The sequence below is a fragment of the Paractinoplanes tereljensis genome (genome assembly GCF_016862435.1).
In the GTDB taxonomy this organism is placed as follows: Bacteria; Actinomycetota; Actinomycetes; order Mycobacteriales; family Micromonosporaceae; genus Actinoplanes; species Actinoplanes tereljensis.
Genome location: NZ_BOMY01000046.1, coordinates 215,363 through 241,734, shown reverse-complemented (window position 1 = coordinate 241,734; position 26,372 = coordinate 215,363). Strand labels below are relative to the sequence as shown.

Sequence of the window (26,372 nt, the reverse complement as noted above, 5' to 3'; positions counted from 1 at the left end):
AATCGGGATGTTCGGTGGCACAGCGCAGAAGATCGGACCGGATCGTGGAGACGGTCGCGTCCGGAATCGCGGAACTCATCCCGGACGCCGACCGGCCCGAGTCGTTCACACTGCTGCTGGACGGCGCCCCGCAGTCGCACGTCGACCTCACCGACCCCACCCACCTCGAGTTCGAGTACATCCGGCGGATGGCCGCCGCGATCGACCTGATCGCGCCGGCCGGGCAGCCGCTGCGCGCGCTGCACCTCGGCGGCGGGGCGCTGACCCTGCCCCGCTATCTCGCGACGACCCGGCCGGGCTCGCCGCAGCGGGTGGTGGAGATCGACGGGCCGCTGGTGGAGATGGTCCGGCGCGAGCTTCCGCTGCCGGCCAAGGCTTCGATCCGGGTCCGGGTGGGCGACGCGCGCGAGGCCGTCGAGGGCATGCGCGAGGCCGGGTACGACCTGGTGGTGCTGGACGTGTTCGCCGGCGCCCGGACCCCGGCTCACCTGGCGTCGGTCGATTTCATCCGGCAGGCGGCCCGGGTCCTCGCCCCGGGCGGCCGGCTGATCGCCAACGTCGCGGACGGCCCGCCGCTGCGTTACGCCCGCGCCCAGGTCGCCACGATCCGCGCCGTCCTGCCGGAGGCCTGCCTGGTCGCCGACGCCGCGGTGCTGCGCGGCCGCCGCTTCGGCAACCTCGTGGTGCTGGCCGGCCGCACCCCGCTGCCGATCGCCGAGCTCACCCGGCGGGCGGCCGGCGACTGGTTCCCGGGCCGGGTGGAGACCGATTTGGACGGATTCTCCGGCAGCATCGCGCCAGTTACCGACAGTAACGCCGTCGCGTCACCCATTCCGCCGGCCGGACTTTTCAGTAGCAGAAAGTAACGAAACGTCGGCCGAAGGTGCAGCAATTTCCGGCCTGTCGTGTTGTCGTCAACAAAACAGGTGTGAAACGCGGCCAGTGACTTGTCGCGGCCGATGTTACTCGGCTGTAATCGGTCCAGCCGCGTTCCACTCGCGGCCGCCGACTGGGGGGTAGGCGCATGACCGACAAGTTCTTCCTGGCCGCGCCGGGCAGCCTGGCCGCCGGCGGCGACGCCGGCTCCCGAGTGCTGTGGAGCGGCCGCTGCGCCGTGGCGGAATACGCCTTCGAGGAGCCCAGCTCGCTGCCGCGCTGGACGCTGCCGGAGGAGACCGAGGTCCTCGTCACCGACGACCGGGTGATCTACCGGGACGTCGTCACCGGTGCCACCGGCGAACTGCGCTGGCCGTGGCCGCAGCACCTGCGGGTGCAGCCGGGCAACCGGGACACCGGCCGCTCGGCCACCGTCACCCAGATCCAGCTGGTCTGCGCCGGCCCGGGCGGCACGTTCCCCGCGCTGGTCTTCGCGGGCGGCGACATCGCGACGGTCGGTGACGCCGACCGTCTGGCCAACGTGTTACGCCAGACGATCGCGCGCTACCGGGTGGAAAACGCCGCCGAGCTCGGCATCTCGGCGCCGCACGGCCGCATGCTGTCCCGCCTGGTGATCGGCCCCGAGTTCAGCAACTACCAGGGCGGCGAAGGCCAGACCGTGACGCTGCTCGGCGCGGTCTCGGTGCAGGAGTCGGCGCCCCCGCCCCGCCCGCGCCCGGCTTACTCAGCCTCGGCGCCGGTGCCCGCGCCCACGTCGCCGCCACTGGCCGGCCAAGCCGACTTCGGCACCACGCCACCACAGGTGCTGCGCCCCGGCTTCGACGACGACGTCCGGTCCCGGCCGGCCCGGCCGGCCGACCACGCCACCCTGCACGGCACTCCCGACCTGGCCACCCGCGCCGCCGACCTGGCCGCCCGGGTCGCCAACCTGGTCTCCGGCGGCAGTCTCGCCGAGGCCCAGACCGCTAACCTCTCCGCCTACCTGGGTGGGCCGGAGGAGCCGGACGACCGGGCCGAGCAGATCCGGCGCACCGGGGCCCGGCTCGCCGCCAACTCGGGGCGCGGCCGCGGGGTCGCCCCGCGCCGCTCGATCGACGACGAGATCGGCTCACGCACCCGAAACATCTGACCGGGCGACGGCCGGCGTGTAACAGTTGCCGGCCGCCACCCGCTCGGTGTGCTCCTCGTGCGCCCGGTGCAGCAGATCCATCAGTTCCCGCTCGGCCCGGATCCGTGCCCGGTATTTCTCCGGCAGCGCCTTGATGTTCGCCTCCTCGCTGAGCAGGCGGTGGTAGATCTTGTCGCAGTACGCCGGGTCCTTCTCGATGTCGAGGAACTCGTTGGCGTGCCGGCGGGCCGCCGCAACGTAGGTCTGCGCGCGTCCCTTCGGGCTCAGCAGCGACGCCACCACGGTGAGCAGCAGGATGCCGACGATCAGCGCGAGCGACAGGCCGGTGGAGATCTCGGCGGTGTGGATCGGCTCCCCGTCGTTGATGAACGGCACGTTGTTCTCGTGCATGGCGTGCAGGATCAGCTTCACACCGATCAGCGCGAGGATCGCCGCCAGGCCGTAGGACAGGTAGACCAGCCGGTCGAGCAGCCCGTCGATCAGGAAGTACAGCTGCCGCAGCCCGAGCAGGGAGAACGCGGTGGCGGTGAAGACCAGGTACACGTTCTGAGTCAGGCCGAAGATCGCCGGGATGGAGTCGAGCGCGAACAGGATGTCGGTCCCGCCGATCGCGACCATCACCAGGATCATCGGGGTCAGCACCCGGCGGCCGTCCTGCACGGTGAAGAGCTTGTCCCCGTCGTAGTCGTCGGAGGTGCGCAACACCCGCCGGGCCAGCCGGATGACGAAGTTGTCCGGCGACTCGTCGTCGTCCCCGCGCTGCTCCCGCAGCAGGTTGCCGGCCGTGACCAGCAGGATCAGCCCGAACAGGTAGAACACCCAGGCAAACGAGTTGATCAGCGCGGCGCCCAGGAAGATGAACCCGGTGCGCGCCACCAGCGACACCGCGATGCCGACGAGCAGCACTTTCTGCTGATCGGCCCGCGGCACCTTGAAGCTCGACAGCAACAGCAGGAAGACGAAGAGGTTGTCGACCGACAGCGCTTCCTCGGTGACATAACCGGCGAAGTACTCCGCCCCCATCTGGCCGCCACCGAAGATCGTGACGCCCAGACCGAAGAGCAGCGCGATGCTCACGTAGATCGCGGTCCACCGGGCGGCCTCGCCCAGCGTCGGCACGTGCGCCTTGCGCACATGGAAGAAGAAATCAAAAAGCAGCAGACCGACAATGCCCAGTACGGTCAGCAGCCACAGCATGCGCACATCTTAGGGAGAAGTGACCGCCGCGCGCAGTTGTGACCTTGTGAGAAACAGGGCATCGGCCAGGTTCGCCCCGCGCAGGTCGGTCCCGCGCAGGTCGGCCCCGGTGAAATCGGCCCGGCGCAGATCGGCCTCGCGCAGGTCGGCCCCGATCAGCAGCGCCCCGCGGAAACTCGCCCCGCGCAGGTCGGCCCCACGCATCTTCCGGCCGATCAGGTTGGCGCCGCGGTGGTCGGTGCGGGCCGTGCCGGCCCGGGCCAGATGACTGGCCTTCTGCAGCAGCGGATTGACCTTCCGCCGCTGCTCCTCCGCGTCCTTCGACGCGGGCGTTCCGCCCGCCAGGTGGTCGATCTCGGCGAGAGCCGCCCGCAACTTCGGGTGTACGGCCTGCGCAGAGTCAATCTTGAGCGCCTCGGTGAGCAGCCACATCAGCTCGTGCAGCTGCCGCATCGTGGACAGGTCGGCGCCCGGGTTCTCCTGCGTGATCCGCTGCCCCGCCCCGAAGCAGTCGAACACCACGCACCCGTGAAAGCCCTGCTGATCGAGCCGCTCGTGGATCCCGCACCGAAAATCCGCACCCAGATTCGGGCAGGCTTTCCCGGCCTCTTTAGTGATCGCAAAGTCTGACGATTTAGCAAACGCCGGGACGATACAGCAGAGCCCGGCGCATCGTGCGCAGTCCGCTTCAAGCACTCGTTCGCCCACCTGACCCAGTCTCCCAGACGGCGTCCCCGGTGGGCGTCTTGGGACCGGAGGTGCACTAGCACTGCCGAGGCAACGCGTGAGCCGCTTCCCCCGAAATTTCCCCAGGAAAGTGCCAGAAAAATCGCGCCAACCCTCACAGATCCGGGACCCGCGACCGATTCATCAGGTGTCAAGCGGTGAGCACGGAAGACCGCCGCACAAAAGCCGCGAGGGCGACAATCCGGATGGCTACGAAACAGGGGGAAATGATCCTATGCGTTCTCTTGGCATGCTTCAGATCGCCGGTGGAGTTGTCGCTGCAGGTGTCGTCGCCGCAGGCGCGACCGCTATGACCGGCTCCGGTGTGGTGTTCGCCGGTGGCTCCACTCCCGGCGTCAGCGGTGACAACCAGTTCATCGGCGGTGCGGTCAGCCAGGTGATCAACGGCGCTACGGTCAACTCTATTACGCTGCAGTCCGACGCGACCGGCACTCAGACCACCTCAATCGCGGTCGTCATCGCCGGCGCGGCCGGGCGGACGCTGACGATCACGCCGACCGGCGGTAGCCTGGGCGGCTCTGCGGTCCAGTGGCGGTGCACGGGTAACTTCACCGAGACCTCGCCTTACTACCACGCCAGCGCCCCGGTCGTCACCGTCGCCGCCGGCGCCACCGCCACCATCACCTGCACGCCGGCCCTGACCGGCGGCGCCGGTGCCGCGGGCGGCTACTACACCGGGATCACCAACGTCGGCCTCACCGTCGCCTAACTTGCTCCATTCGGCACCTCGGTGATGCGAGGCTTTCTACAGCATCGCCAATCCGGGGGAATCCGATCCAGCAATCTCTGCGCAAGTACATCGTGGCCGCCATCCTTGGGATGGCGGCCATCGGTGCTTGGGCCATCATGACGGAACGGATCGGCTACGTGGTGACGCAGGGCGTCAGCATGAACCCCGTCTATTACCAGGGTGACCTGGTCTTCGTCATGAAGGCCGATTCGTATCATGTCGGCCAGATCGTTGCCTACCATGGGAAAAGTCCCGGGCAGCGGGTCCTGCATCGAATCATCGGCGGGAACGGCTCCACGGGATTTGTGACGAAGGGGGACAACAACGAGTCGATCGACTTGTTGAACCCCACGACCGACGAGATGATCGGCCGCGCCGTCCTGCACGTTCCGCACGGCGGTATCTGGCTGAAACCACTGCTGGGCCCGAGTGGTATCGGGATGCTCAGCTTTCTCGTCATCAGCGGTGCATCCGCGACGGCACGAACACGGCGGGACATACCACGCGGGCGCCGGAAGAAAAAGGTGAGGGCCATGTCGGGGGGTCAGTCAGGCTCCTGGGCGACCGCTGCGGCGGTCCTGAAGGCGATCGAACGCCTGTCGCCCGCGCTGCGCGTCGCGGCCGCGATTTCCGCGGTGCTACTGGTGCTCGCCTTGACGCTAGGAATTCTGGGCTGGATGAAGCCACTGTCCGTGACACAGGCCACCAAGGCGGCGCCGGCCCAGTCCATCACCTACTCCTACACGGCGACGGTGCCGAAGTCGGCCGCCTACGACGGCACGACGGTCCGGTCGCCTGACCCGATCTTCCGAAAGCTCGCCAACCGCGCCAACCTGACCGCCCGTTACAAGGGCCCGGCCGGCGCATTCACCCTCACCGCGACGTTGAGCAACGACATCGGCTGGCATACGACCCTGACCCTGGTCAAGAAAACGACGTTCACCGGAGACACCTTCGACGCGACCGTCCCGCTCGACTTCGCCGACCTGGTCGCCCGATCCGACGCTGCGTCGGAGGCCGCCGGCGCGGGCCGGAAGAGTCAGGTGCTCGTCGACCTCAACGCGGCGGTGACGTCGGCCGGCCTCTCGGACCTGGCCGCTCCCCTGCAGATCGGCGTGGATACGTTCCGGATGGCGGCCGCCACAGACACCAAATACACGACCGAGGCCGCGAAAACGGCTGGCGCCGAGGTCGTGACGCAGCGCGAGATAACGATCTTCGGCCATTCCCTGATGACGGCATCGCAGGCTCGTTCCGATGCAGTTCTCTTGCTGATCGGTGCGGTTGCGATCGCCGCCGTGATCCTGTTCGCCGCCCTCCGCCGGCTGCCGTTGCGTACCCGCGCCGAGATCGAGCGCCGCTACCCCAACCTGCTCGTGCAGGTCGAGCCGATGGCCAGTCCACCCGGGAAGCCCGTGGTCAACGTCGACAACTTCCCGGCGCTGGTCCGGCTGTCCGAGAAGTACGGGCAGATGATTCTCACCTGGCGGCGGCCGGACGCCGACGACTTCATCGTGCGGGATGAGGGGATCACCTACCGGTACCGGGTGCCGTTGGAGGGTGAGTCGACGCTGCAGAACGTGGACTTCATCAACCGGACCACCTCCGGCCCGCATCGGCATGAGGCGCCCACTCAGGCCTCTTGACCTTCCCGGCAGACTGGGCCGGTGAAGCGCACGCAGCGACAGCAACTGATCGAGATCGACGAACGGCTGGCCGAGGAGGATCTCGCCGATCGTGCTCTCGTGCACTCCATGGTGCAGGCCGAGTGGTACTTGGCGCAGATGCGCCGTACGCATCGCCGTTATGTTTTCTCGGAGTCGGGCGCGCTTCTCCTGGCCGGTGCGGCCACCGTGCTCGCGGCCCTCGACGCGCCGCCCTGGATCACCGCGATCGTGGCCGCCACCGTGGCCTTCCTGGCCGGGCTGCGCCGCATCGTGTCCTGGCACGACGACTGGCTGGCCGCCTCCGAGGCGCGGGCCAAGGCGAACGCCGAGATCAGCCAGTACCGGCTGCTCCCGGTCGCCGAGCGCACCCCGCAGCGGCAGCAGGAGTTGGTCGCCGCGATCGACTCGCTGGTGCTGGCCGAGACGCGCACCTGGGGGCGCCGGCGGCGGGAGAAACTACAGGCCGAGACCGCGGGCTGAGCCGGCTGCCTCCAGGCTGAGGACGAAGATCGAGCCGCCGGCCGGGCCGGGTTCGTAGCGGATGTCGCCGTGGTTGGCCTGGGCCAGGCCGCGGACGATGTAGAGGCCGAGCCCGGTGCCCCGGACCGCGGTGGCGTCGCGCGCGGCGCGGGTCAAGCGTTCGAAGAGCCGGCCCCGAAATTCCTCCGGTACGCCGGGACCGTCATCGACGATGTGCACCTCGATCTGGCCGCCGTCGGCGGTGACCCGGACCGCGGTCACCCCGCCGGCGTACTTGGCGGCGTTGGTCAGCAGATTGACCAGGATCTGCTGCAGGTGGCCGGAGTTGGCCAGCACCTGGGCGTCGGCGCCGGCCACGGTCAGCCGGTCGTCGCCGGTGGCCGCGAACGCCCGGCGGATCTCGTCGTGCAGGGACAGTTCGTGCCGGTCCGGGTTCAGGTCGCCGGTGTCGATGGTGACCATGGCGAGCACCGCCCGGACGATCTGGTCGAGCCGGTCGGCCTGGCGGGAGATCGCGTCGATGGCGCGGACCCGCCGCTCGTCCCCGAGGATCTCCCAGTCGTCCACCAGCACCTCGGCGTAACCGCGGATCGAGGACAGCGGATTGCCGATCTCGTGGCCGAGCATCCCGACGATGTCGAACCGGAGCTGTTCGGCCGCCTCCAGCTCGTCGTTGCGTTCGGCCAGTTCCTCGGCGGCCCGGTCGTGGGCGCGCTCGGCGGTCCGCCGGTCGGAGATGTCGGTGATCACGGCGATGATGTACTCCGGCTTGCCGCCCGGGTCGCGGACGAGCGAGATGGTCGCCTCGACGTCGATCCAGCGTCCGGTGGCGTGCTGCAGCCGGCCCTCCACGGTGTAGAAGTCGGCCTGGCCGGTCAGCAGTTCGGCGATGCGGTCCGCACGCCCGACGGTGTCGTCGGGATGCACCATGCCCCGGTCGGTGTGCCCGATCAGATCGGCGGCCGGGCGCCCGACCAGCCGGCTGTACGCCGGATTGACCGCGAGCATGGTGCCGTCGATCTCGCAGATGACCTGCCCGATGGCGGCGTTGGTGAACTGGGCTCGGAACCGCTGCTCGCTCTCGGCCAGGGCCCGCTCGGCGGCCCGGGCTGCGGTGACGTCGGCGTTGATCTCGAGGACCTGGGCGTCCGACCGGCCGTCCGGCTGGTGCAGCACCCACTGGCTGGCCACGGTGACCGTGCCGCCGGCCGCGGTCCGGTGTTCGAGCTGACCGCTCCAGTGGCCGTCGGTCAGCAGCCGCTGGCGTAGTTCGTCGACGCCGGTGCCGGTCGGGAAGACGGTGTCGAGCAACCGGTGGGTGCTCTGCCCAGCCGCCTCCGACGCCGGCCAGCCGTACAGCTCGGTGGCGCCGGCGTTCCACCACCGGATGATGCCGTCGAGGTCGCGGACGATGACCGCGGCCGGGATCAGTTCGAGCAGCCGGGCCTGCCGGCGCAGCTCGATCTCGGCTTCCCGGCGCCGGCTGATGTCCTCCACCTGGTTGACCACGTACAGATCGCGGCCCGCGTCGTCGCGCACGACCGCGCTGGAGAGCGCGACCCAGACGTCGTGGCCGTCCCGGTGCCGGTACCGGCATTCGACCCGGGCCGGGACGTCGGGGTTCTCGCCGACCTCGTCGGCGAAGAGGTCCCGGTAGGTCATCGCGGTGAGCTCGTCCGCGCGGTAGCCGGTGATCTCGCTCATCGCCGGGTTCACCGCCAGGTAGCGGCCGCGGCTGTCCGGGTCGAGGCTGACCAGGGCCACCCCCAGCGGCGAGTTGTCGAAGGTCAGCCGGAACCGGGTCTCGCTGAGCTGCAGGGCGGCGAGCGCCTCGGTCCGCTCGGCGAGCAGCGCGGCGTTCCGGGCGGCGTCGTCGGCATGCCGCAGTGCGGCGCTGAGGCTGTCGGCCAGCAGTGCGAGGTGCTGCTCGTCGGTGTCGTCGAAGCCGTGCGCCCGGTTGGAGGTGACGGTCAGCGAGCCGATCACCCGGTTGTCGGCGTGCAGGGCCGCGGTGATCGCGGCGTGGATACCGAGCCGGGCGCACGCCTCGCCGTCCACCCGGTCGTCGGTGCTGGTGTCCGGGCAGGCCGCGGTGCCGCCGTTGGCCAGCGCCAGCGCGGTGAACGAGCCGGTCGCCGGGATCACCCCGCCGGTGACGGCGGCCAGCGAGCCGGACGCGGCGACGCAGCGCAGCTGGGCCCCCTCGACGAGTACGACACCGGCGGCGTCGGCGGCCTCGAACACCTCGAGCGCCCGGTCCGCGATCACCCGTACCGTGGCGTCCCGGTCGGCGGCGACCGCGGTGACCGCGCGCTGCAGGTCCAGGGTGGCCCGCAGTCGCTCCAACCGGCGGTGGGCGAGGTCGGCGGCGGCCCGCTCGGCGGAGATGTCCTGCACCTGGATCAGTCGCCAGGAGCTCTGGTCCGGCCCCGGGATCAGCGACACGGTCGATCGGGTCCACACCCCGGTGCCGTCCGGCCGCTCGATGTTCCGCTCGACGGCCACCCCGGCGGGCGGCCAGCTCTCTTCGGGAATGGGCTCGGCCGCCGACAGTTCGACCATCTCGTCGGCAGTCCGGCCGGTCAGGGCGACGGCGGCCGGGCTGGCCTGCCGGATCCGGCCGTGTTCGTCGGCGATGAACATGCCGATCGGGCTGCCGTCGAACGCCGTACGGAACTGCTCCTCGCTGCGGGTCAGCGCGGCCTGCGCCTCCCGGGCGGCGGTGACGTCGAGGAACTGAATTACCGCGACCTGCGGCCGGCCCTCGTCGTCGATCACCGAGGTGTGCGCGGACACGGTCACCGGCCGGCCGTCGGCCCGCCGGAGTTCGACCTCGCTCTGCCCACCCCGGTCCCGGCCCTCGGCCAGGTCGGCCAGGCGCTCCTCGAGCACGCCGGCGCGCTCGTCGATGACCAGATCGGCCATCCGCATCCGGCCGGGACCGGTCGTGGGACGGCCGAAGATGTCGTGGAACGCCGGGTTGGCGTGCATGATCCGGCCGCGGTCCTCGCCCCGGAGACCGACCACGATCTTGGCGATCGGGCCGTGCTCGAACACCGACGCGAACCGCCGCTCGCTCTGCACCAGCTGCTCGACGGCGGCGAGGGTGGCCTCCTGCTCGGTCGCGAGCGCACGCACCGCGGCCTGGGTCTGGTCCAGCAGTGCGAAGTTGTCGGCGGCGACGGCCGCATGATGCAGAGCGCCGCTGACCGCGTGACCGAGCAGGGTGAGCAACCGCTCGTCGCTGTCGTCGAACGCGCTCGTCTGCCGGCTGGCGACCAACAGGACACCCAACGGTGCCCCGTCGACGTCGAACAGCGGCGTCAGGACCACTGACCGAATGTCCATCGCCCGGCCCAATCCCGGATCGGCGCGCGGATCAGTCTCGGTGTCGTCGCAGCGCACCGTGCGGCCGGTGGTGATCGCGATGCCGGACAGCGACGCGTCCATCGGCCTCGGCGGCAGATCCACGTCGCCGAGCCGGCCGGAGCCGGCAACCGATCGCAGCACTCCCGCGTCGGCGTCGAGCTCCTGCACCACGCAGGTGTCCCCGGACGGCACCACCTGCAGGGTCCGGTCGGCGATCAGGCGCAGCACGGCATCCCGGTCCCGGGCCACCGCGGTGATCTCCCGCTGCACCCCGATGGTGATGCGCAGTTGCTCGGCCTCCCGATCGGCGTCCCGGCTCTCGGTCACTTCGGCGAACGCGTACGCCGTACCCGCATCGTCTTTGACCGTGACCAGACCGCAAGAGACCGGCACCGGGGTTCCGTCCGCGCGCAGCAGCGTGCAGACGATCAGATCCTCGTCGGCTCCGGGCAGCGGGCTCTCATCGGCGCACAGCGTCGCCCACGAGGTACCGATCACCTCGTGGCGTTCCCGTCCGACCAGCCGGCCGAAGGCGGCGTTCGCCTCGACCACCACACCGAGAGCGCCGGTCTCGAGGGTGATCACCACCTTCGCGAGCGGGCTGCGCACGAAAGCTTCCGCCAGCAGGCTCTCCCGCTGGAGAAAGCCGACACTCATACCCATCCGATCGGCGGGAGCGCCGCATTCGTGAGCAGTCAGCCGGTGATCTTCGCAAGCTCCGCCAAATAGCCCCGGGCGTACCCCGTGTCGTTGGGATGATAGGTCGAGGTGAGCGCGAACAGGTTGACCCGGTTGAGCCACGGGTCACTCGAACACACCCGATGCCCGTCGAACGCGTCCCGCACGTCGGCGTAGACCAGTCCGGCCGCCGCCGCCCGCGCCGCGACCGCGGCGTCGAGCCGGTCGGCAACGTCGTTCATGGCCACCCGCTTGGCCAGGCTGAGCCCGCCCGGGCAACTGCCGAGCTCGAACAGCCGGGGATAGCCGAGCACGATCACCCGGGCGCCCGGCGCGGCGGCCCGGATGGCGGCGTAGGCCCGGTCGAGCCGCCCGGCCAGCTCGGTGTCGATCTTCGAGGCGGCGTCGGCCATCGCCGCGAGGCAGCTGTCGTCCCCGAGAAGCACGCAGGTGATCACCGCGTTGATGAACCCGATGTCGTTGCCCCCCACGGTGACGGTCACCAGGTCGGTGCCGGCACCGAGCGCCGGGATCTGCTCGGTCACCAGGTCCTCGGCGGTGTGCGCGGCACAGGCCACCAGCCGATACGAGGCAACGTCATGGGCCGCGGCCCACCGAGCCGGGTACGAGGTGTCCCGCCGCCCACAGGAGTCGGCGCTACCGCTGGATCCGGTCCCGGCCGCATAGGAGTCCCCAAGCGCGACGTAGTCCACCGCCTGACTAGCGGCGGAGGCAGGCGAAGCAACCACCAACGGAACAAGCACAACCCCAACCGCAAGACCAACAGACCAGCGCATCCCCCCATGATGATCAAAAACAAATCGAAAGTGGTCACAGAATCACTACCGACCAGTAACACCGGAATCCGAATCCGTTCGGGTGCCGCCAGGAGTAGCTGAATGACTACCCCTCCCCTTCTGTCGCCTACCAACCCTCTGTACCCCTACCATTCTGGCGGGTGCCTAGGCCAAAAACCCCTCCCGTTTTGGTGACTGAACCGGCAGGATGACAGAAGTGCGCGATGACGAGATACGTGAACTCTGACGGACGCGAACCCGTGGTGGCGAGCGGCGGCTGCCGGAACCGACCCGGTCGCATGGACCGTCAACCATCGGCTGCTGCGCGACCGCGCCACACACGATCTTGGGTTTCGCCCGCAGGTCCTCGACGACATCGCCGCCGGCCCGATCACCGATCAGCTCGTGGTCCTCACCGGGCCACGGCGCATCGGTAAGTCGGTAACCCTGATCGACACCGCCGCCTCGCTGTGCGCCAGAGTTGACGTCGATCCCCGGCAGATCATTCACTTTCCCTGCGACGGGATGAGGGAACGGGATTTGCGCCGAGCCCTGACTCTGGGTCGCGAACTGACCCGGTCGGTCGACAACGACCGACAGCGACCGCGAATCTGGCTGCTGGACGAGATCAGCGCCGTCACCGGCTGGTCCGCAGTACTCAAGGCCGCCCGCGACGGCACCGAAATGGGCGACGAGACCGTCGTGGCAACCGGCAGCCGATGGGCCGAAAAAGAGGACATCGAGGGCAACCTCATGGCTGGCCGAGCCGGTAGCGGACCCGGCCGCCGCCGGCGGCTCCTACTGCCCATGAGCTTCCGCGACTATCTTGCTGCAGCCCGCCCGCAACTCCACCGCCTCAGCCCGATCGATCCGTCCCGACTTCAGGACCCCGACGTGGCCAACTCCCTCGAGAAGGTGGCGTTCGACGTCGACGCCTACGACCTGGCGTGGCAGGCGTACCTCACCTGCGGTGGATTCCCCCGAGCTGTGGCGGAGCACAGCCGAACTGGTGATGTCTCGATCGGCTACATGCGCGACCTCGCCGCCTGGCTACGCCGCGATGTCGACCCCGACGCAGCGCCGGAGTCCCTGCCGAGGCTGCTCGACTTCCTCTCCTACCGCGCGTCCAGCCCGCTCAACGTCACCTCGACCGCAAACGATCTCGGTTACGCCAGCCGAGAGGCCTTCGATCTCAGACTGCGGCGGCTGATCGCCAGCCACGCCGCCCTGATCTGCTCACGGCGCGAGGGCGACAAACTCGTCCCTGGCGCCCAAGCCAAGTTCTACCTCACCGACCCGCTGCTGGCGTGGTTGCCCTCCCGCCTACGCGCGGGCCTGAGCACACCGGACATGACCAAGTTGACCGAGAGCACGCTCGGCGTGAGCCTGGCCCGCGCCATCGACCAGTTGGATGAGGGGCGCTGGATCAGCGGCGACACCATCGGGTACGCCCGAACCGCGTCCGACAATGAAATCGACCTCGCGCCGGTGCCGGTCCCGTCGGCAACTGGTTCAGTCAATACGGTTCCGCTGGAAAGCAAATGGGTCGACCACGGCTGGCGTAGCGAGGCACGCACCATCGAAGGCAAGTACGGACGAGGGATTCTCGCCACCAAGACCATTCTTGACACAAGCCACCGAGTCTGGGCAGTACCCGCGCCCTTGCTCTCACTTCTCATCCATTGACAGCCCACCACCAGCAAACCCCAGCCAGCGCAACCAGCACGAAGGCGCAACCACAGCAACGCGGCGCGCAACCAGCACGAAGGCGCAACCACAGCAACGCGGCGCGCAACCAGCACGAAGGCGCAACCACATCAACGCGGGGCTTCCGGGGGCTCGGCCCCCGGAGCAGAAATGCGAAGAGGCCCCCGGTTCGCGCTTTCCGCGAACAGAGGGCCCCTCGGACTCGTAGCGGGGACAGGATTTGAACCTGCGACCTCTGGGTTATGAGCCCAGCGAGCTACCGAGCTGCTCCACCCCGCGTCGGTAGGTAAACCATACATGGACGGGGTGGAGCGCGTTGGGCGGGGGGGGTCAGCCAACGACCGCCGAGAGCGGGATGAAGCGGCCCAGGACCGCGTCACCTGCGGCGTTCGGGTGGTAGCAGTCGTTTCGCAGGTCGGCGATCATCACGGTGGGGTCGGCCGGGTCGCGCAGCACCGCGTCGAAGTCGAGGACCTCGTCGAAGACGCCGCTGGTGCGGATCCACTCGTTCACCGCCAGCCGGTTGTTCTCCTTGGTGCTGCCGGCCGCGTTGCACATCGGCAGGACGGTGGCGCCGACGATCCGCAGGTGCCGGGCGTGCACCCGGTCGGCGATCCCCCGCATGGCGTCGATGACCTGCGCCGACGACGCCGGTGGCGCGTTGTCGCCGCCGCCCAGGTCGTTCGTGCCCTCGAGCAGCAGCACCGTGCGCACGCCGGGCACCGAGAACACGTCCCGGTCGAGCCGCTGCGGCGCCGGCGGCCCGCAGCACTGGCCGGTCGGGTCGTACGGGTTGGGCTGCACGCTCACGGTGTTCCCGGAGATCCCCGCGTTGGCCACGGCCACCCGAGCCGAGGCCGGCAACGCGTTGAGCCGGTCGGCGAGCACATCGGTCCACCGCTGGCCGGGAGGCCCGTACGCGTTGTAACCATCCGTAATGGAGTCACCCAGGGTGACCAACGTGCCCTTCGCCTCCGGCCGGTCGACGGTGACCAGATCCAGCCACCAGGTCTGCCCGGGGTGATAGCCCACCGCCGTACTGCTGGTGTTGCCGGGAATCACCGGATAGCCCGGGAAGGCCGCGTCCGACGGATCGGAAGCAGTGTTCCCACCAGTGCCGATGTAGGAGGCCGGCGGGTCGTAGGCGAACGGCGGGAAGGTATGGTCGTTCACCGGCGAGCCGGGCGCGTAGATGCTGACCGCGACGTCCTGCTGCGCCCGCACGGTGACCGGCACCGAGTCGCTGACTACCGACTGTCCCGGCGGGATAGTGACGCTACGTGCACCCCGGAAGGTAAGCCGTTTGTTGCTGTCGTTGACCAGCTTCGGCGCGCCGGGGGCGATCGGGCGGCCGAGCCAAGCCTCCCGGATGACGACGGGCGCCGAGCCGAACGGGTTGCCGAGACGGACCCGGATGCCGCTGCCGGGCACCGAGACCCGGGCGATCTGCCGGATGGTGGCGTCCGGCGAAACGCCGTGCACGCCTTCGAGGGATGCGGACCAGACGCCGGCGGCACCATGAGCGGCGGTGGGTCCGCTGGCGGCACCGGCCGAGTTGGCCGCGCTGAGAGTGGGAACGGTGATCAGGGCAACCAGCAGGCCCGTGATCCACCGGCGACGGACGGAATACATAGCGTCATATTTACACAAGCCGATGAATGCGGCCCCGGAAATTCACAGCGAACTTCCAGTCACATGGCTGACTGAAAGGTTCGGCAAAGCTCGCTGCCAACGACGGTGTCCAATGTCTCCGGCCATGACAGACACCCCGAAGCTCGTCACCCGAAGACGGGCACTGGCCGCCGCCTTCGGCCTCGCCTCCGTCGCGGCTCTCGCCAAGTTCGGCACCAGCGGCACCTCCTTCGCGGAGGAGACGGCGACCACGGCAACACTGGCGGGCGGCACCCTGCCGATCCCCGATCAACTCGTCGCCACCGTCGAGGACGGCGTCTCGGTCTTCGCCCTGACCGCCCAGAGCGGCAGCACATCCTCCCTGGTCAGTGGCGAGACCGTCAGCACGGCCGGCTACAACGGCACCTCGCTCGGCCCGACCATGCTGGTCAGCGACGGCGAGCAGGTCCGGTTCGAGGTGACCAACGGCCTCGACGAGGACACCACCGTGCACTGGCACGGACTGCACATCGCGCCCTCCGGCGACGGCGGACCGCAGAACATCATCGAGCCCGGCGCGACCTGGTCCCCCGCCACCACCATCAACCAGGGCGAGGCCTGCACCCTCTGGTACCACCCGCACGGCCTCGGCACGACCGCCGACCAGGTGGCGCTCGGGCTGGCCGGCATGCTGATCGTGGACGACGGGTCGGCGGCGAACGCGGCGCTGCCGACCGAGTACGGCGCCGACGACATCCCGCTGATCATGCAGTCCACCGGGGTGCTGACCAGCGGCGCGTTCGTCACCACCAACGCCGGCTTCACCGCCTCCGGCACGACGTTGAAGTTCCTGGTCAACGGCGCGAGCGCGACCGACAGCACCCCCACCCTGGAGGTCGCCTACAACCGGGTGCGGCTCCGCCTGCTGAACGCCTCACTCGCCGACATCGTGACCGTGGCCCTCTCGGACGGCTCGGCCATCACCCAGGTGGCCAGCGACGCCGGGCTACTGGCCGCCCCGCTGTCAGTGACCAGCCTGCGCCTCACCCCCGGCGAGCGGGCCGAGATCGTCCTCGACCTCACCTCGACCACCACCGCGACGTTGCGCGCGACCGTGCGCAGCTCCACCAACGGCACCCGTTACACGGTGTCGATGGTCCAGATCAGCAGCACCGGCACGGACACCCCCGCCGACCTGCCGGCCACCCTGAACACCATCGCCGACCTGGACACCACCGGCGCCACCGCGCGTAAGTTCACGTTCTCCAACAGCGGCAACACGTTCCTGATCAACGGGGTCGCGGGCACCACCATGGACATCATGAACGCCAACGCGATCATGACGACGGTCGGCGCCACCGAGGTGTGGACGCTTGTCAACAGCAGCACGACGATTTACCACAACTTCCACGTGCACGATGTGCCGTTCCAGGTGGTCTCGATCGGCGGAGCCGCACCCACCGGCGCCAACCTGGGCCTGCGCGACACCATCGAGCTGCCGCCCAGCACCACCGTGGTCATCAAGCTGCAGTTCACCGACTACAGCGACACCGAGTACATGTACATGCTGCACTGCCACAACGTGATCCACGAGGACGACGGCATGATGCTGGGCCTCATGGTGATGTAGCCCAGCGTCGCGGAACGGCGGCTAAGATGGTGTCGCATCCGATACTATCTCTGAAGATACTATCGCCAGCGATACCATCTTTGCCGGAAGCATGCGGGGGTCTCCATGGTCGCGTTCCAGGGCCGAGAGCGACAGCTCGCCACCATCGGGACCCTGCTCCCCGAGGTCGGCGCGGCCACCGGCGATCCGCACCCGGGGCAGTGCCTCCTCATCCGGGGCCGCCGCCGGATCGGCAAGTCCAGCCTGGTGGAGGCGTTCGTCGACCGCGCCGGCGTGCCCGCCGTGTTCTTCACCGCGGCCGGCGCGTCCGCCGAGATCGAGCTGGAGGCGTTCACCGAAGCGGTCCGATCCTCGACCCTGCCCGACCGGGCGGTGTTCGACGACGCCACCCCGGGAAACTGGAGTGCCGCCCTACGCCAACTCGCCGGCGTACTGCCGGACGACCGGCCGAGCATCGTCGTGATCGACGAAGTGCCGTACCTGGTCGACCGCGTCGATGCCTTCGAAGGAATTCTCCAGCGGGCATGGGACCGCGAGTTGAGCCGTAAGCCCGTGCTGCTCGTGCTGATCGGGTCCGACCTGTCGATGATGGAGGCGCTGGGTTCCTACGGCCGGCCCTTTCACCAGCGCGGCAAGGAAATGGTTCTCGGCCCGCTCAATCCGGCCGAGGTCGGCGACATGCTCGGTCTGGCCCCCGCCGAGGCATTCGATGCCGCCCTGGTGACCGGTGGTCTTCCGCTGCTCTGCGCGGACTGGCGGCCGGGCACCGATCTCTGGCAGTTCCTGTCCACGGAGCTGGCCAATCCGGTCTCCCCCCTGCTCGTCTCGGCCGAACGATCCCTCGCCGCGGAATTCCCCAGCTCCGCGCTGGGGCGAACGGTCCTGTACGCGATCGGCAGCGGCGAGCGAACGTTCACCAACATCGCCCAAGCGGCCGGCGGCATCTCTCACTCGACGTTGACGCGCGCCACCCAGGTACTCATCGACAAGCGCATCGTGGCCGGCGAATTGCCGATCTCCACCGGAACGTCGAAGGATCGGCGCTACCGGGTCACCGACCCCTACCTGCGCTTCTGGCTGACCTTCGTCGGCCCGTACCTGGCCGAGATCGAACGCCTGCGCGGCGACATCACCCTGCAACGAATCAGGACCGGCTGGACGAGCTGGCGCGGACGCGCGGTGGAACCGCTCCTCCGGGAGTCGCTGGCTCGGCTCCTGCCGGACGGCGTCCTGCCCTCGGCTCCGGCGGTCGGCTCCTACTGGACGCGCTCCAACAGCATCGAGATCGACATCGTCGGCGCGGACCGCGGACCCGTGGCCAAGCAACTGCTCTTCGTCGGCTCCATCAAGTGGCTGGAGAACTCCGCGTTCGACAATCACGATCTCCTGGCGTTGCAGAGACACCGGCTGACCATCACCGACGACCCGATCCCGTTGGTGGCGCTCAGCCGCAGCGGCGTGTCGACCTCCGGCCTCGACGCCGCGTACGGCCCGACCGACCTCCTTCAAGCCTGGCAAACCCGCGCGGCATAAGCGCAGGCCAGAGTCGGAATGCGGGCGGTTATTCTCCGCATCTGCAGGTACTTTTCTTCCGCAGCTTGAGGGCGAAATATCCCGTTTTATGAGACGGCTACCTGGTCGAAGGTGGTGGTGTTCAGGGCGCTGCCGTTGTGGGACGTTACGAACAGGCCGATCGTCGCTGGGCCGGTCAGCGTCGCGGTGCCCAGCTCGGTCCAGGTGACGCCGTCGGTGGAGCGGTAACCCGTCACCGTGTCGCCCAGCCTGGTCAGTTTCAGCCAGGTTCGTACGCTGCCGGGGCCGCCGTCGGCGTCGCTGTTGAAGCCGGTCTGCAGGTGGATGCCGTGGCCGGGGGACAGGAAGAGAGCCACGTACGGGGTCAGCGGGGACGCCGCTTCCTTGATCATGACGCCGGACTTGGCCCAGTCGCTGGTGTTGCCCTGGGTCAGCGGGCGGGCCACGATCGTGCCGTCGCCGGGCAGCTCGCGGTACACGTAGTGGAACTGGTCGGTGTCGTTCCAGATGTCGTGGCCGGCGCCGGCCACGGTCCAGGTGCTGCCGCTGACCGACGCCGAGCCGAGCAGGGCCGGCGCCCCGACGTCGGCCTGGTTCCAGCCGACCGGCAGGCCCGGTGCCGCGGCACCCACGCTGACATGGTCGAACGTCGCGGTGCCGAGCGCCCCGGCATCGTGCGAGGTAACGAAGAGACCGACCTCGACCGACGCCGGCAGTGGGCCGAGGTCGACCGTGCCGACAAGCGTCCACGCGGTGCCGTCGGCCGACTCGTGGCCGGTGACCACGTTGCCCCGGCGGGTCAGCTTGAGCCAGCGCGGTGCGGTACCCGCGCTGCCGGCCAGGCTGGTGGCGAAGTTGGCCTGCATCCGGGTGCCGTGCTCGGGGGTGACCATCATCGCCGCGTACGGGGAACCGGCCGTGGTGGACGCCTTCAGCATGATGCCGGCCTTGGCCCACTCCTCGGTTCCCTGCTGGGACACGACCTGGGCGATGACCGTGCCGTCGCCGGTGAGCGGCTGGTGCACGAAGTGGAACTGGTCCGCGTCGCCCCAGACGTCGCCGCCCGCGCCGGCCACCGTGAACGTTCCGGCGATCTCGGTGCCCGTCCCGGCCAGCGCGGGAGCGCCCACGTCCTGGTGGACCCAGGGCGCCGGCAGTGCCGGGTTCACGTCGCCGACCACGCTGACGTTGTCGAAGACGGCCGCGGACAGCACGTTGTTGTCGTGCGAGGTGACGAACAGGCCGATGGTGGCGTTGGTGGCCATCGCCAGCGTCGTCGACCCGATCGGCGACCAGGTAACGCCGTCGCCGGACGCATAGGCGGTGACCGTGTCGCCGACCCGGGTCAGCTTCATCCACGCGTTCGGGAAGGCGTACGGGAACTCGCCGCCGTCCTCGCCGAACTTCGCCTGGAAGTGCATCCCGTGTGTCGGCGTCACCCCGATCAGCGCGTACGGCGCGCCGGAGGTGGCCGACTCCTTGATCATGATGCCGGCCTTGGCCCACTCGTAGGTGTCGCTCTGCGCGGTCACCCGGGCCACGATCTCCCCGTCGCCGAGCAGCGGCTGATGGACGTACCGGAACTCATCGGTGGCGTCCCAGATGTCGTGGCCGCCGCCCTTGACGGTGTAGACGCCCTCGTCGTACGAGGAAAGCCCGGCAATGGTCCGGGTGCCGACGTCGTCGCTGTCCCACGGCGCCGGCGGCGGGTTGATCTGGTCGAAGTTCACCGTGTACGTAGCGTCCACCGCGGGCGTGGTGACGGTGTGCGTCTGGGCCAGCCCGTCCGACCAGCCGTGATAGAGGTACTGCTTACCGTCCAGGAACTGCGGTGAGGCCGCGCTGAGTGTCCGCTGCACGCCGACCACCGCACTCTCGGTGTAGGTCGCGGTGGCCGGAATGCCGTCGACCGCGTACTGCAGGCCCTCGACGTTGGCCTTGAAGGTGAGATGCACCAGGTTCGGCTTGACCGCGACCGACGACGTGTGGGTCAGGCCGCCGCCGTCGGTCACGGTGAGCCGGATCTCGTACCAGGTGGTGGCGACGTTGTCGGCGATCCGCGGAATGGTGAACGTGCCGCCGGTGACCCCGGTGATCGGGCCGAGGAACGGGTGCACGTGATCGGCGTGATGGAACACCACCGACCAGGAGTAAGCACTGGCCGGCAGCGCGCCCTGATCGGGGTCACTGGCCGTGCCGGCGTAACTGATCGTGTCGCCCGCGTCGTACCGGGACTGGGTTACCGGCGTGGTGATGACTCCGGTCGGTCTTCGGTTGCCGACCTGCACCTCGACCGTGGCGGTGCCGGTCTTGTCGCCGTCGCTCACGGTCAGTTTCGCCGGGTAGACACCGTTGACGGCGTACGCATGGGTGGGGTTTTGTGCGGTTGAAGTAGAGCCGTCGCCGAAGTCCCAGGCGTAGGACAGGGCGGTGCCGTCGGGATCGGCCGAGCCGGCCGAGGAGAACGAGACGTCGAGCGGGCCGAGTCCGTTGTCCGGCGAGGCGGCGGCCTTGGCGACCGGCGCCCGGTTGCCGCCGGACGGCGCGATCCGATAGAACGCCCCGGGATAGATGTCGAGCTGGTAGAGGTTGCCGTCCGGGCCGACCGCCAGCTGCACCGGCGTCCCGGCGTCCAGGTCGAAGTCGTGCACGGCGATGACGCTGGTGAATGTGTCGTCCATGGTCAGGTACTTGATGAAACCGAGCGTGTAGTCGCCGATGAAGACCGCGTTGTGGAACTCGCTAGGGAAAGTGTCTCCGGTGTAGACCGCCACCGAGGTGATCGACCCGGCGCTGGCCGGCGGCGCGGTGTGCGGATAGGTGTAGACCGGTTGGGCATATCCGCAGCCGGCACACACTCCTTCCGCGTTCGGCCAGCCGTAGTTGGCGCCCTTCTCGATGAGATTGAGTTCCTCGAACTCCGAGCCGCCCACGTCGCCGCCGAGCGGTTTACCGGCGTTGGGCCCGTTCGGGACGATGTCGAACCGGAAGGTGTTGCGTAGCCCGTACCCCCAAATGGCCGGCTCCGCGCCCGGAATGCCGACGAACGGATTGTCCGGCGGAATGGTCCCGTCGGCATTGATCCGAAGGATCTTGCCGTGGATCGTGCCCAGGTTGGGCGCGTTGGGGTGATAGACGTTGATGCCCAGCGACCAGTACAGCTTGCCGTCCGGACCGAACCGCACCTCGCCGCCGTGGTGGAAGACGTTGGCCTGCTGGTTGGACTTGAGCAGCACGAACTCCGACGCCGGGTCGATGGTGTGCCCGGTAACCGTGAAACGGCTGAGCCGGTTCAGGTTCTCCGCGTGGGTGTAGGCCAGGTAGATGTAGTGGTTGGTGGCGAAGTTCGGGTCGAGCTCGAGACCGAGCAACCCGCGCTCGTCGGCGTTCGCGGTGGGCAGCGTGATCATCGGCTCGGCGTGCAGCTCACCATGGTCGTACAGCCGGACCGCGCCGTTCTTCTCGGCGATGAAAACGCTTCCGTCCGGCGCGAACCGGAACGCGGTCGGCGCGTCCAACCCGTCGGCGAGCAGGGTGCGGTCGAACGAAGCCGGCGGTGCCGCGTACGCGGGTTGCGGAGCGACCAGGACCGCCAGCAGAAGTAAAAGCGCAGCGCTACGCCTCATGGGAGACCAGCCCGTGCTCGGTCAGCTCCCAGAAGTGCCGTTTGCTGGGTCGAAGGAGCTGGAAGACCGCCTTGTACGCGGCCACGCTCATCAGTCCCCAGTAGAGCGGGACGGTCAGCATCGCCCGCACCGCCCGATGCAGGCCACGCTCCATGCAGCCGTTCATCAGGCAGTAGCACATCATCACGTTGCCCAGCACCATGGTGGCCAGGCCGGCGTACAGGCTGAGCGGCGGGAAGAGCGGTTCCAGGTACTTCGGCCCGGTGATCAGGTAACTGACGAACAGCGCCCAGAAGATCGGGTTGATCAGCGTGGTGAAGGTGGAGAACCCGAGGGTCAGGTGCATCGCCACGGCCCGCTTGGTGCCCAGTTCCCGCCAGACCCGCACCGGATGCCGGGAGTGCACGAGCCAGGTCTGGATGTACCCCTTGATCCACCGGCTGCGCTGCCGGACCCAGTTGCCCAGGCGGCTGTTGGCCTCCTCCTCGGTCACCGAGACCATCATCCGCACGTCCCAGCCGCGCCGGGCGATCCGGATGCCCAGGTCGGCGTCCTCGGTGACGTTGTACTGATCCCAGCCGCCCAACTCGCGCAGCGCGTCGGTGCGGAAGTGGTTGGAGGTACCGCCCAGCGGGATGGCCAGCCGGTGCCGGTCCAGGCCCCGCAGCGAGAGGCTGAAGTTGGTGGCGTACTCGGCGGCGAAACACCGGGTGAGCCAGTTGGTCCACGGGTTCCAGTAGTGCAGTTCGGCCTGGACGCAGACCACCCGGTCGGGCAGCAGCCGGAAGGCGAGCACCGCCTTGCGCAGTTGGTCGGCGTCCGGCCGGTCCTCGGCGTCGTAGATGACGCAGAACTCGCCGGTGGCCCGGGACAGCCCGACGTTGCAGGCCTTCGGCTTGGTCTTCGGCGGCGAATCCGGGATCAGCACCACCTCGAACTGCGTGGCCAGCTCCATCGAGGCGAGCGCGGCCCGGGTCTCGGTGTCGTCCTCCTCGATGAGCAGCAGAATCTGCACTTTGTCGGCCGGATAATCAAGGGCCGACAACCGCTCCACCAGGTACGGGAGGACAGACGCCTCGCGGTAGAGCGGCACCAGAATGGTGTACCGGGCGAGGTCCTGATCCGGGATGGCGTGCAGGTCGTCGGGCTCGAACCGCAGCACCGGCGAACCGTCGGCCCGGAAGACCATGGCCAGCTTGAACGCGATCACCGCGACGTACACCACGGTCACCGCGGCCACCGCGAACTGGCCGTACCACAGCACGGACGGTCCGAACCCGACGGTGGCCGAGAGGGTCAGCAGCAGCACGACGGTCGCGATGACCACCACCCCGCCGACCGCCTGGCCCCGGCTGAGCAGCTTCTGCGCGCTCAGTTCCGGGCTCAGCGTGGCTAGAGGACTCTCCACCCGCACCTGGGTCACCGCACCTGCTCCTTCCGGTGGTAGATCATGCGGTCACCCGCGTGGTAGACGAGGTCGTACCGATCGGTGAGCTGCGGAGTTCCGTCCAGCTGCTTGAACACCAGGTCTTCCTGGCCGGGCAGCCCGCGCATATAGATCCACTCGATGTGCTGGGCGGCCGGATCCCGCAGCGCCGGCTCCCACATCTGGTAGCTGCCCTCGTAGACGATTCGCTGGGTGGGAATGCGCGAATCGAAGGTCACCGACTCGTTCTCGTACGACATCATCAGCGTGAGTCCGCCGTCGTGATGCACCCGGAGCCAGGCCGAGGCGGCCGCGTTCGCCGATTCCCACTGGCTGCCCCGGAATTCGCGCGCCTCGTCCAGGGTGACCACGCCCGGCACGGCGAGCGCGGTGGCCAGCACGCCGGCCGCGGCCACTCCCTGCACCACCTTCTTCGTCGACGGAATCAGGCTGATCAGATAGCCGGCGAAAATCGACGCCGGAATCAGCATGATCAGACCGAACCGGACGTTGTACAGCTCGCCGTTAATCTCCTTGACGTGCAGCGGGCGCTCACCGGCATAGAGCGCATAGATGAAGAAGACCCCGAAGAACAGCAGCGGATAAACGGCGACGGCTTCCGGCCGAAGCCGATTACGAGCGACGTAGACCACCGTGCCGAGCCCGCCCAGCAGCAGCGTCGCGAGCCCGATGTTGTGTTCGGCGGCCAGCCAATACGCCCGGGTGGCAACGCCCAGGTCGCCGACCGCCGCCTCGCCCTCCTTGACCCAGAGCGACGAATCGGCGTACTCGCCGAACTTCCAGTACAGCGGATTCCGGAAGATGACGAAGTTCCACACACACCAGCCGGCGATGCCGGCAAAGGCGATGAAACCAAAGAAGATAAAAGAGGCTTCGGTACGGATATAGCTGCGATGCCGGCGCAATTCCGTGTACGTCACCACGGCCAGCGCCGCCAGGCAGAGCACCCATCCCTCGTACCGGGTCAGCGTGGCCAGCAGGATCGCGCCCGAGGTGGCGATCAGATCCCGGTACCGGCCGAACCGGCACCACTCGTGCAGGTAATGGATGGTCGCCACGATGCAGGCGAACAGCAGACTCTCGGTCATCGCCGTCGACTGCAGATAGAGCGCGTTGGCGTTGAGCCCGAACAGCAGCGCGGCGGCGACTCCGGCGAACCGGCTGCGCGCCAGCGAGGCCCCCAGCAGGTAGAGGTAGCGCACGGTGAACACGAAGGCGGCCATCGAGACGACCGCCCCGGCCAGCCCGTTCTGGTAGAGCGTGTCGTTCCACACCAGCGGCAGCGCGAGCAGATGCGGCAGGGGTAACCACACTCCGCCGAGCTGGGCGGCGCCGGCGGTCGGACTCTCCAGCACCCGCCGCGCGATCAGCAGGTGCGAGTTGGCGTCCTTGTAGGCGAGCACCGCGCCCTGATGCCGGAAGTACAGGTACCCGCCGACGGACAGCAGGATGGCGGCCACCGTGACCACGGTGAGCAGCGGATCCTTCGGGCGCAGCAGCCGCCGTACCCAGGGTTGCTTGTCCGAGGCCCAGACCATCTGCCAGTAGACGCCGGCCAGGCTGGCCAGCGACCGCGCGATGACCGACAGCTTCGCGCCGGTCTGCTCCCCGTGCAGCCGGGGGTGGTGCTGCACCGGATGCTCGACCAGCCGCACGTCCCGCACACCGATCTTGGCAAGCAGCTCCGGCGAGATGGCCGCGGCCTCCCCGGTCAGCCGCACCCCGTCGAGCAGCCGCCGGTCGATCAGTTTGAACGCACAGTCCACATCCCGGCTGGGAACCTGGAGCACGATCCGGCACAGCCGAGTCCAGATCCACGCGTTGACCCGCCGCCGCCAGGGATCCGCCCGCTGCTCGCGGTACCCGATAACAGCGTCGGCCCGCTCCCGCCGCCGCACGTCGATGAAGGAGACCAGGTCGTCGCTGTGGAACTGCCCGTCCGAGTCGGTGAGCAACACCCAGCGCAGCTCGGTCTGCTCGAGAGCAGCCGCGATGCCGGTGCGCACGGCGGCCCCATAGCCCTGATTGGCCGCGTGGTGAACCGCGATGACCCGCCCCGGGTACGCCGCCGCGAGCTCGTCGAGCACCTCCCCGGTGCGGTCCGCACTGCCGTCGTCAACCACCACCACCGCATGCGGAAGGTCAGCGGAAGCCAACGTACGCAGGAAGTCGGTGACGGTAGCCGCCAGGTTGTCCTGCTCGTCGTAGGCCGGCATGACCACCACGACCCCGTCGGTATAGGTCCGAACCGCGACCCGAACCGGCACAGCCAACGCCGTCATGCCGCAACCTCAACTTCCGCGGCCGCGATCCGGCGCCCTTGACGAAAGATCAACAAATGACAGACCAGGTACGTGAAGACGGCGCCGGCGCCCACTCCCGCAGCCGTCCCGACCAGCGAGCCAACCGCCCCATGAACCAGCCCGAACACCGTCGTATTGACGGCCAGCCCCACCAGCGCGGTCGAGTTGTACGAGGCCCACCGCACCCAGGAGACCCGCACCGCTCCACCCCAGGTGAAAGCCGAGCTGAGCAGGAAATTCACCTGAGCGGATACGACAAACCCGACCGCATTGCCAACCGAAAGATCAACTCCACCCGCAGCGAGCGAAACCATGATCGAATACTGCACCGCGAAACAGAACGTCCCCACCAACGCAAATCTGAATACGCGCCAACCATGCAGCCGAATAACGCCCACTGTCCCCCCAGCACCCAGAATGTCCGCGTAATAGCTGCTCAGCCCACCCAAGGCCCCATTACCAAGACAGGCAGACCCATTACACATTCCAGGTTGGACGGTCCCTCAACCCGCGTCAACCACCCCCGTTACGCCCACAACTCCCCCACATATCCCCCCGATGACGCCGTCGGACAAAACCACTCTTGCCCCAAATTTCGGCCGCCCCCTCCCACCCATGCCCGCGAGGCCACCAAAATCCGAAGCACCCCACCCCACCCCTGCCAAACCCCCAAATCAAAGATCAACCACGCCCCGAAAGGATCTTAAGTTAATCGATAGTGAGATCCCAATCACACCATTCCAGGCGTAGATTCCACCCACCACCCCCCAGCCAAAAACCCCAGAAACCGCAATCGCCCGTTCGCCCATTCCACCCAAAACTTT

Annotated in this window: 17 protein-coding genes and 1 tRNA gene; 8 read left to right on the top strand and 10 right to left on the bottom strand. The window is 68.6% G+C overall.

Annotation, left to right across the window (positions count from 1 at the left end):
* Positions 1–14 precede the first annotated feature (14 nt).
* Positions 15–866: a spermidine synthase gene (locus Ate02nite_RS36620; RefSeq protein WP_203812486.1), complete on the top strand. Its 852-nt coding sequence runs from the start codon at positions 15–17 to the stop codon at positions 864–866.
* 158 nt (positions 867–1,024) lie between these two features.
* Positions 1,025–2,026: a translation initiation factor 2 gene (locus tag Ate02nite_RS36615; RefSeq protein ID WP_203812485.1), complete on the top strand. Its 1,002-nt coding sequence runs from the start codon at positions 1,025–1,027 to the stop codon at positions 2,024–2,026.
* Here Ate02nite_RS36615 and Ate02nite_RS36610 read toward each other — a convergent pair.
* Together Ate02nite_RS36610 and Ate02nite_RS36605 are read right to left on the bottom strand one after the other, a co-directional pair.
* Positions 2,006–3,223: a TerC family protein gene (locus tag Ate02nite_RS36610; protein ID WP_203812484.1), complete on the bottom strand. Its 1,218-nt coding sequence runs from the start codon at positions 3,221–3,223 to the stop codon at positions 2,006–2,008. The genes Ate02nite_RS36615 and Ate02nite_RS36610 overlap by 21 nt on opposite strands.
* 9 nt (positions 3,224–3,232) lie before the next feature.
* Positions 3,233–3,745 carry a pentapeptide repeat-containing protein gene (locus tag Ate02nite_RS36605; protein WP_239147966.1) on the bottom strand — a complete coding sequence of 171 codons (513 nt, stop codon included), beginning with the start codon at positions 3,743–3,745 and terminating at the stop codon, positions 3,233–3,235.
* A 514-nt stretch (positions 3,746–4,259) separates the two neighbouring features.
* On the opposite strand from Ate02nite_RS36605, the gene Ate02nite_RS36600 reads away from it, so the two are divergent.
* The 3 genes from Ate02nite_RS36600 (at position 4,260) to Ate02nite_RS36590 (ending at position 6,847) form a co-directional block, all read left to right on the top strand.
* A complete protein-coding gene (locus Ate02nite_RS36600; RefSeq protein WP_203812483.1) occupies positions 4,260–4,679 on the top strand; it encodes a hypothetical protein in 420 nt (139 codons plus the stop codon).
* 92 nt (positions 4,680–4,771) lie between these two features.
* Positions 4,772–6,346 (top strand): signal peptidase I, encoded by a 1,575-nt coding sequence (locus Ate02nite_RS36595; RefSeq protein ID WP_203812482.1) that lies wholly within the window; start codon positions 4,772–4,774, stop codon positions 6,344–6,346.
* 21 nt (positions 6,347–6,367) lie between these two features.
* Complete coding sequence (locus Ate02nite_RS36590) at positions 6,368–6,847, top strand: SLATT domain-containing protein (RefSeq protein WP_203812481.1); 480 nt, start codon at positions 6,368–6,370, stop codon at positions 6,845–6,847.
* Here Ate02nite_RS36590 and Ate02nite_RS36585 read toward each other — a convergent pair.
* Both Ate02nite_RS36585 and Ate02nite_RS36580 read right to left on the bottom strand, forming a co-directional pair.
* Entirely contained in the window at positions 6,824–10,873 is a 4,050-nt protein-coding gene (locus Ate02nite_RS36585) for a PAS domain S-box protein (protein WP_203812480.1), read from the bottom strand. The two genes, Ate02nite_RS36590 and Ate02nite_RS36585, sit on opposite strands and share 24 nt — an antisense overlap.
* 38 nt (positions 10,874–10,911) lie before the next feature.
* On the bottom strand, positions 10,912–11,607 hold the full coding sequence (locus tag Ate02nite_RS36580; RefSeq protein ID WP_203812479.1) for an SGNH/GDSL hydrolase family protein: 696 nt from the start codon (positions 11,605–11,607) through the stop codon (positions 10,912–10,914).
* 489 nt (positions 11,608–12,096) lie between these two features.
* Between Ate02nite_RS36580 and Ate02nite_RS36575 the strand changes: the two genes are divergently transcribed.
* A complete protein-coding gene (locus tag Ate02nite_RS36575) occupies positions 12,097–13,377 on the top strand; it encodes an AAA family ATPase (protein WP_203812478.1) in 1,281 nt (426 codons plus the stop codon).
* Positions 13,378–13,603: 226 nt separating this feature from the next.
* Here Ate02nite_RS36575 and Ate02nite_RS36570 read toward each other — a convergent pair.
* Positions 13,604–13,677 (bottom strand) — tRNA-Met (locus Ate02nite_RS36570).
* Positions 13,678–13,728: 51 nt separating this feature from the next.
* Entirely contained in the window at positions 13,729–15,030 is a 1,302-nt protein-coding gene (locus Ate02nite_RS36565; RefSeq protein ID WP_203812477.1) for a GDSL-type esterase/lipase family protein, read from the bottom strand.
* A gap of 124 nt (positions 15,031–15,154) precedes the next feature.
* Here Ate02nite_RS36565 and Ate02nite_RS36560 point away from each other — a divergent pair, with 124 nt between their 5' ends.
* Together Ate02nite_RS36560 and Ate02nite_RS36555 are read left to right on the top strand one after the other, a co-directional pair.
* Complete coding sequence (locus tag Ate02nite_RS36560; RefSeq protein ID WP_203812476.1) at positions 15,155–16,639, top strand: multicopper oxidase family protein; 1,485 nt, start codon at positions 15,155–15,157, stop codon at positions 16,637–16,639.
* 105 nt (positions 16,640–16,744) lie between these two features.
* The gene (locus Ate02nite_RS36555; protein WP_203812475.1) at positions 16,745–18,172 is read left to right on the top strand and encodes an ATP-binding protein; all 1,428 of its coding nucleotides are present in this window, start codon (positions 16,745–16,747) and stop codon (positions 18,170–18,172) included.
* A gap of 86 nt (positions 18,173–18,258) precedes the next feature.
* On the opposite strand, the gene Ate02nite_RS36550 is transcribed toward Ate02nite_RS36555, so the two are convergent.
* From Ate02nite_RS36550 to Ate02nite_RS36535, 4 genes are read right to left on the bottom strand one after another with little or no spacing between them, the layout of a single operon-like run.
* A complete protein-coding gene (locus Ate02nite_RS36550; protein WP_203812474.1) occupies positions 18,259–21,798 on the bottom strand; it encodes a PQQ-dependent sugar dehydrogenase in 3,540 nt (1,179 codons plus the stop codon).
* Complete coding sequence (locus Ate02nite_RS36545; RefSeq protein WP_203812473.1) at positions 21,788–23,221, bottom strand: glycosyltransferase; 1,434 nt, start codon at positions 23,219–23,221, stop codon at positions 21,788–21,790. The genes Ate02nite_RS36550 and Ate02nite_RS36545 overlap by 11 nt, the downstream gene beginning before the upstream one ends.
* Complete coding sequence (locus Ate02nite_RS36540; protein ID WP_203812472.1) at positions 23,218–25,527, bottom strand: glycosyltransferase; 2,310 nt, start codon at positions 25,525–25,527, stop codon at positions 23,218–23,220. The genes Ate02nite_RS36545 and Ate02nite_RS36540 overlap by 4 nt, the downstream gene beginning before the upstream one ends.
* Positions 25,524–26,033 (bottom strand): GtrA family protein, encoded by a 510-nt coding sequence (locus tag Ate02nite_RS36535; protein ID WP_275422983.1) that lies wholly within the window; start codon positions 26,031–26,033, stop codon positions 25,524–25,526. The genes Ate02nite_RS36540 and Ate02nite_RS36535 overlap by 4 nt, the downstream gene beginning before the upstream one ends.
* Positions 26,034–26,372: the final 339 nt, after the last annotated feature.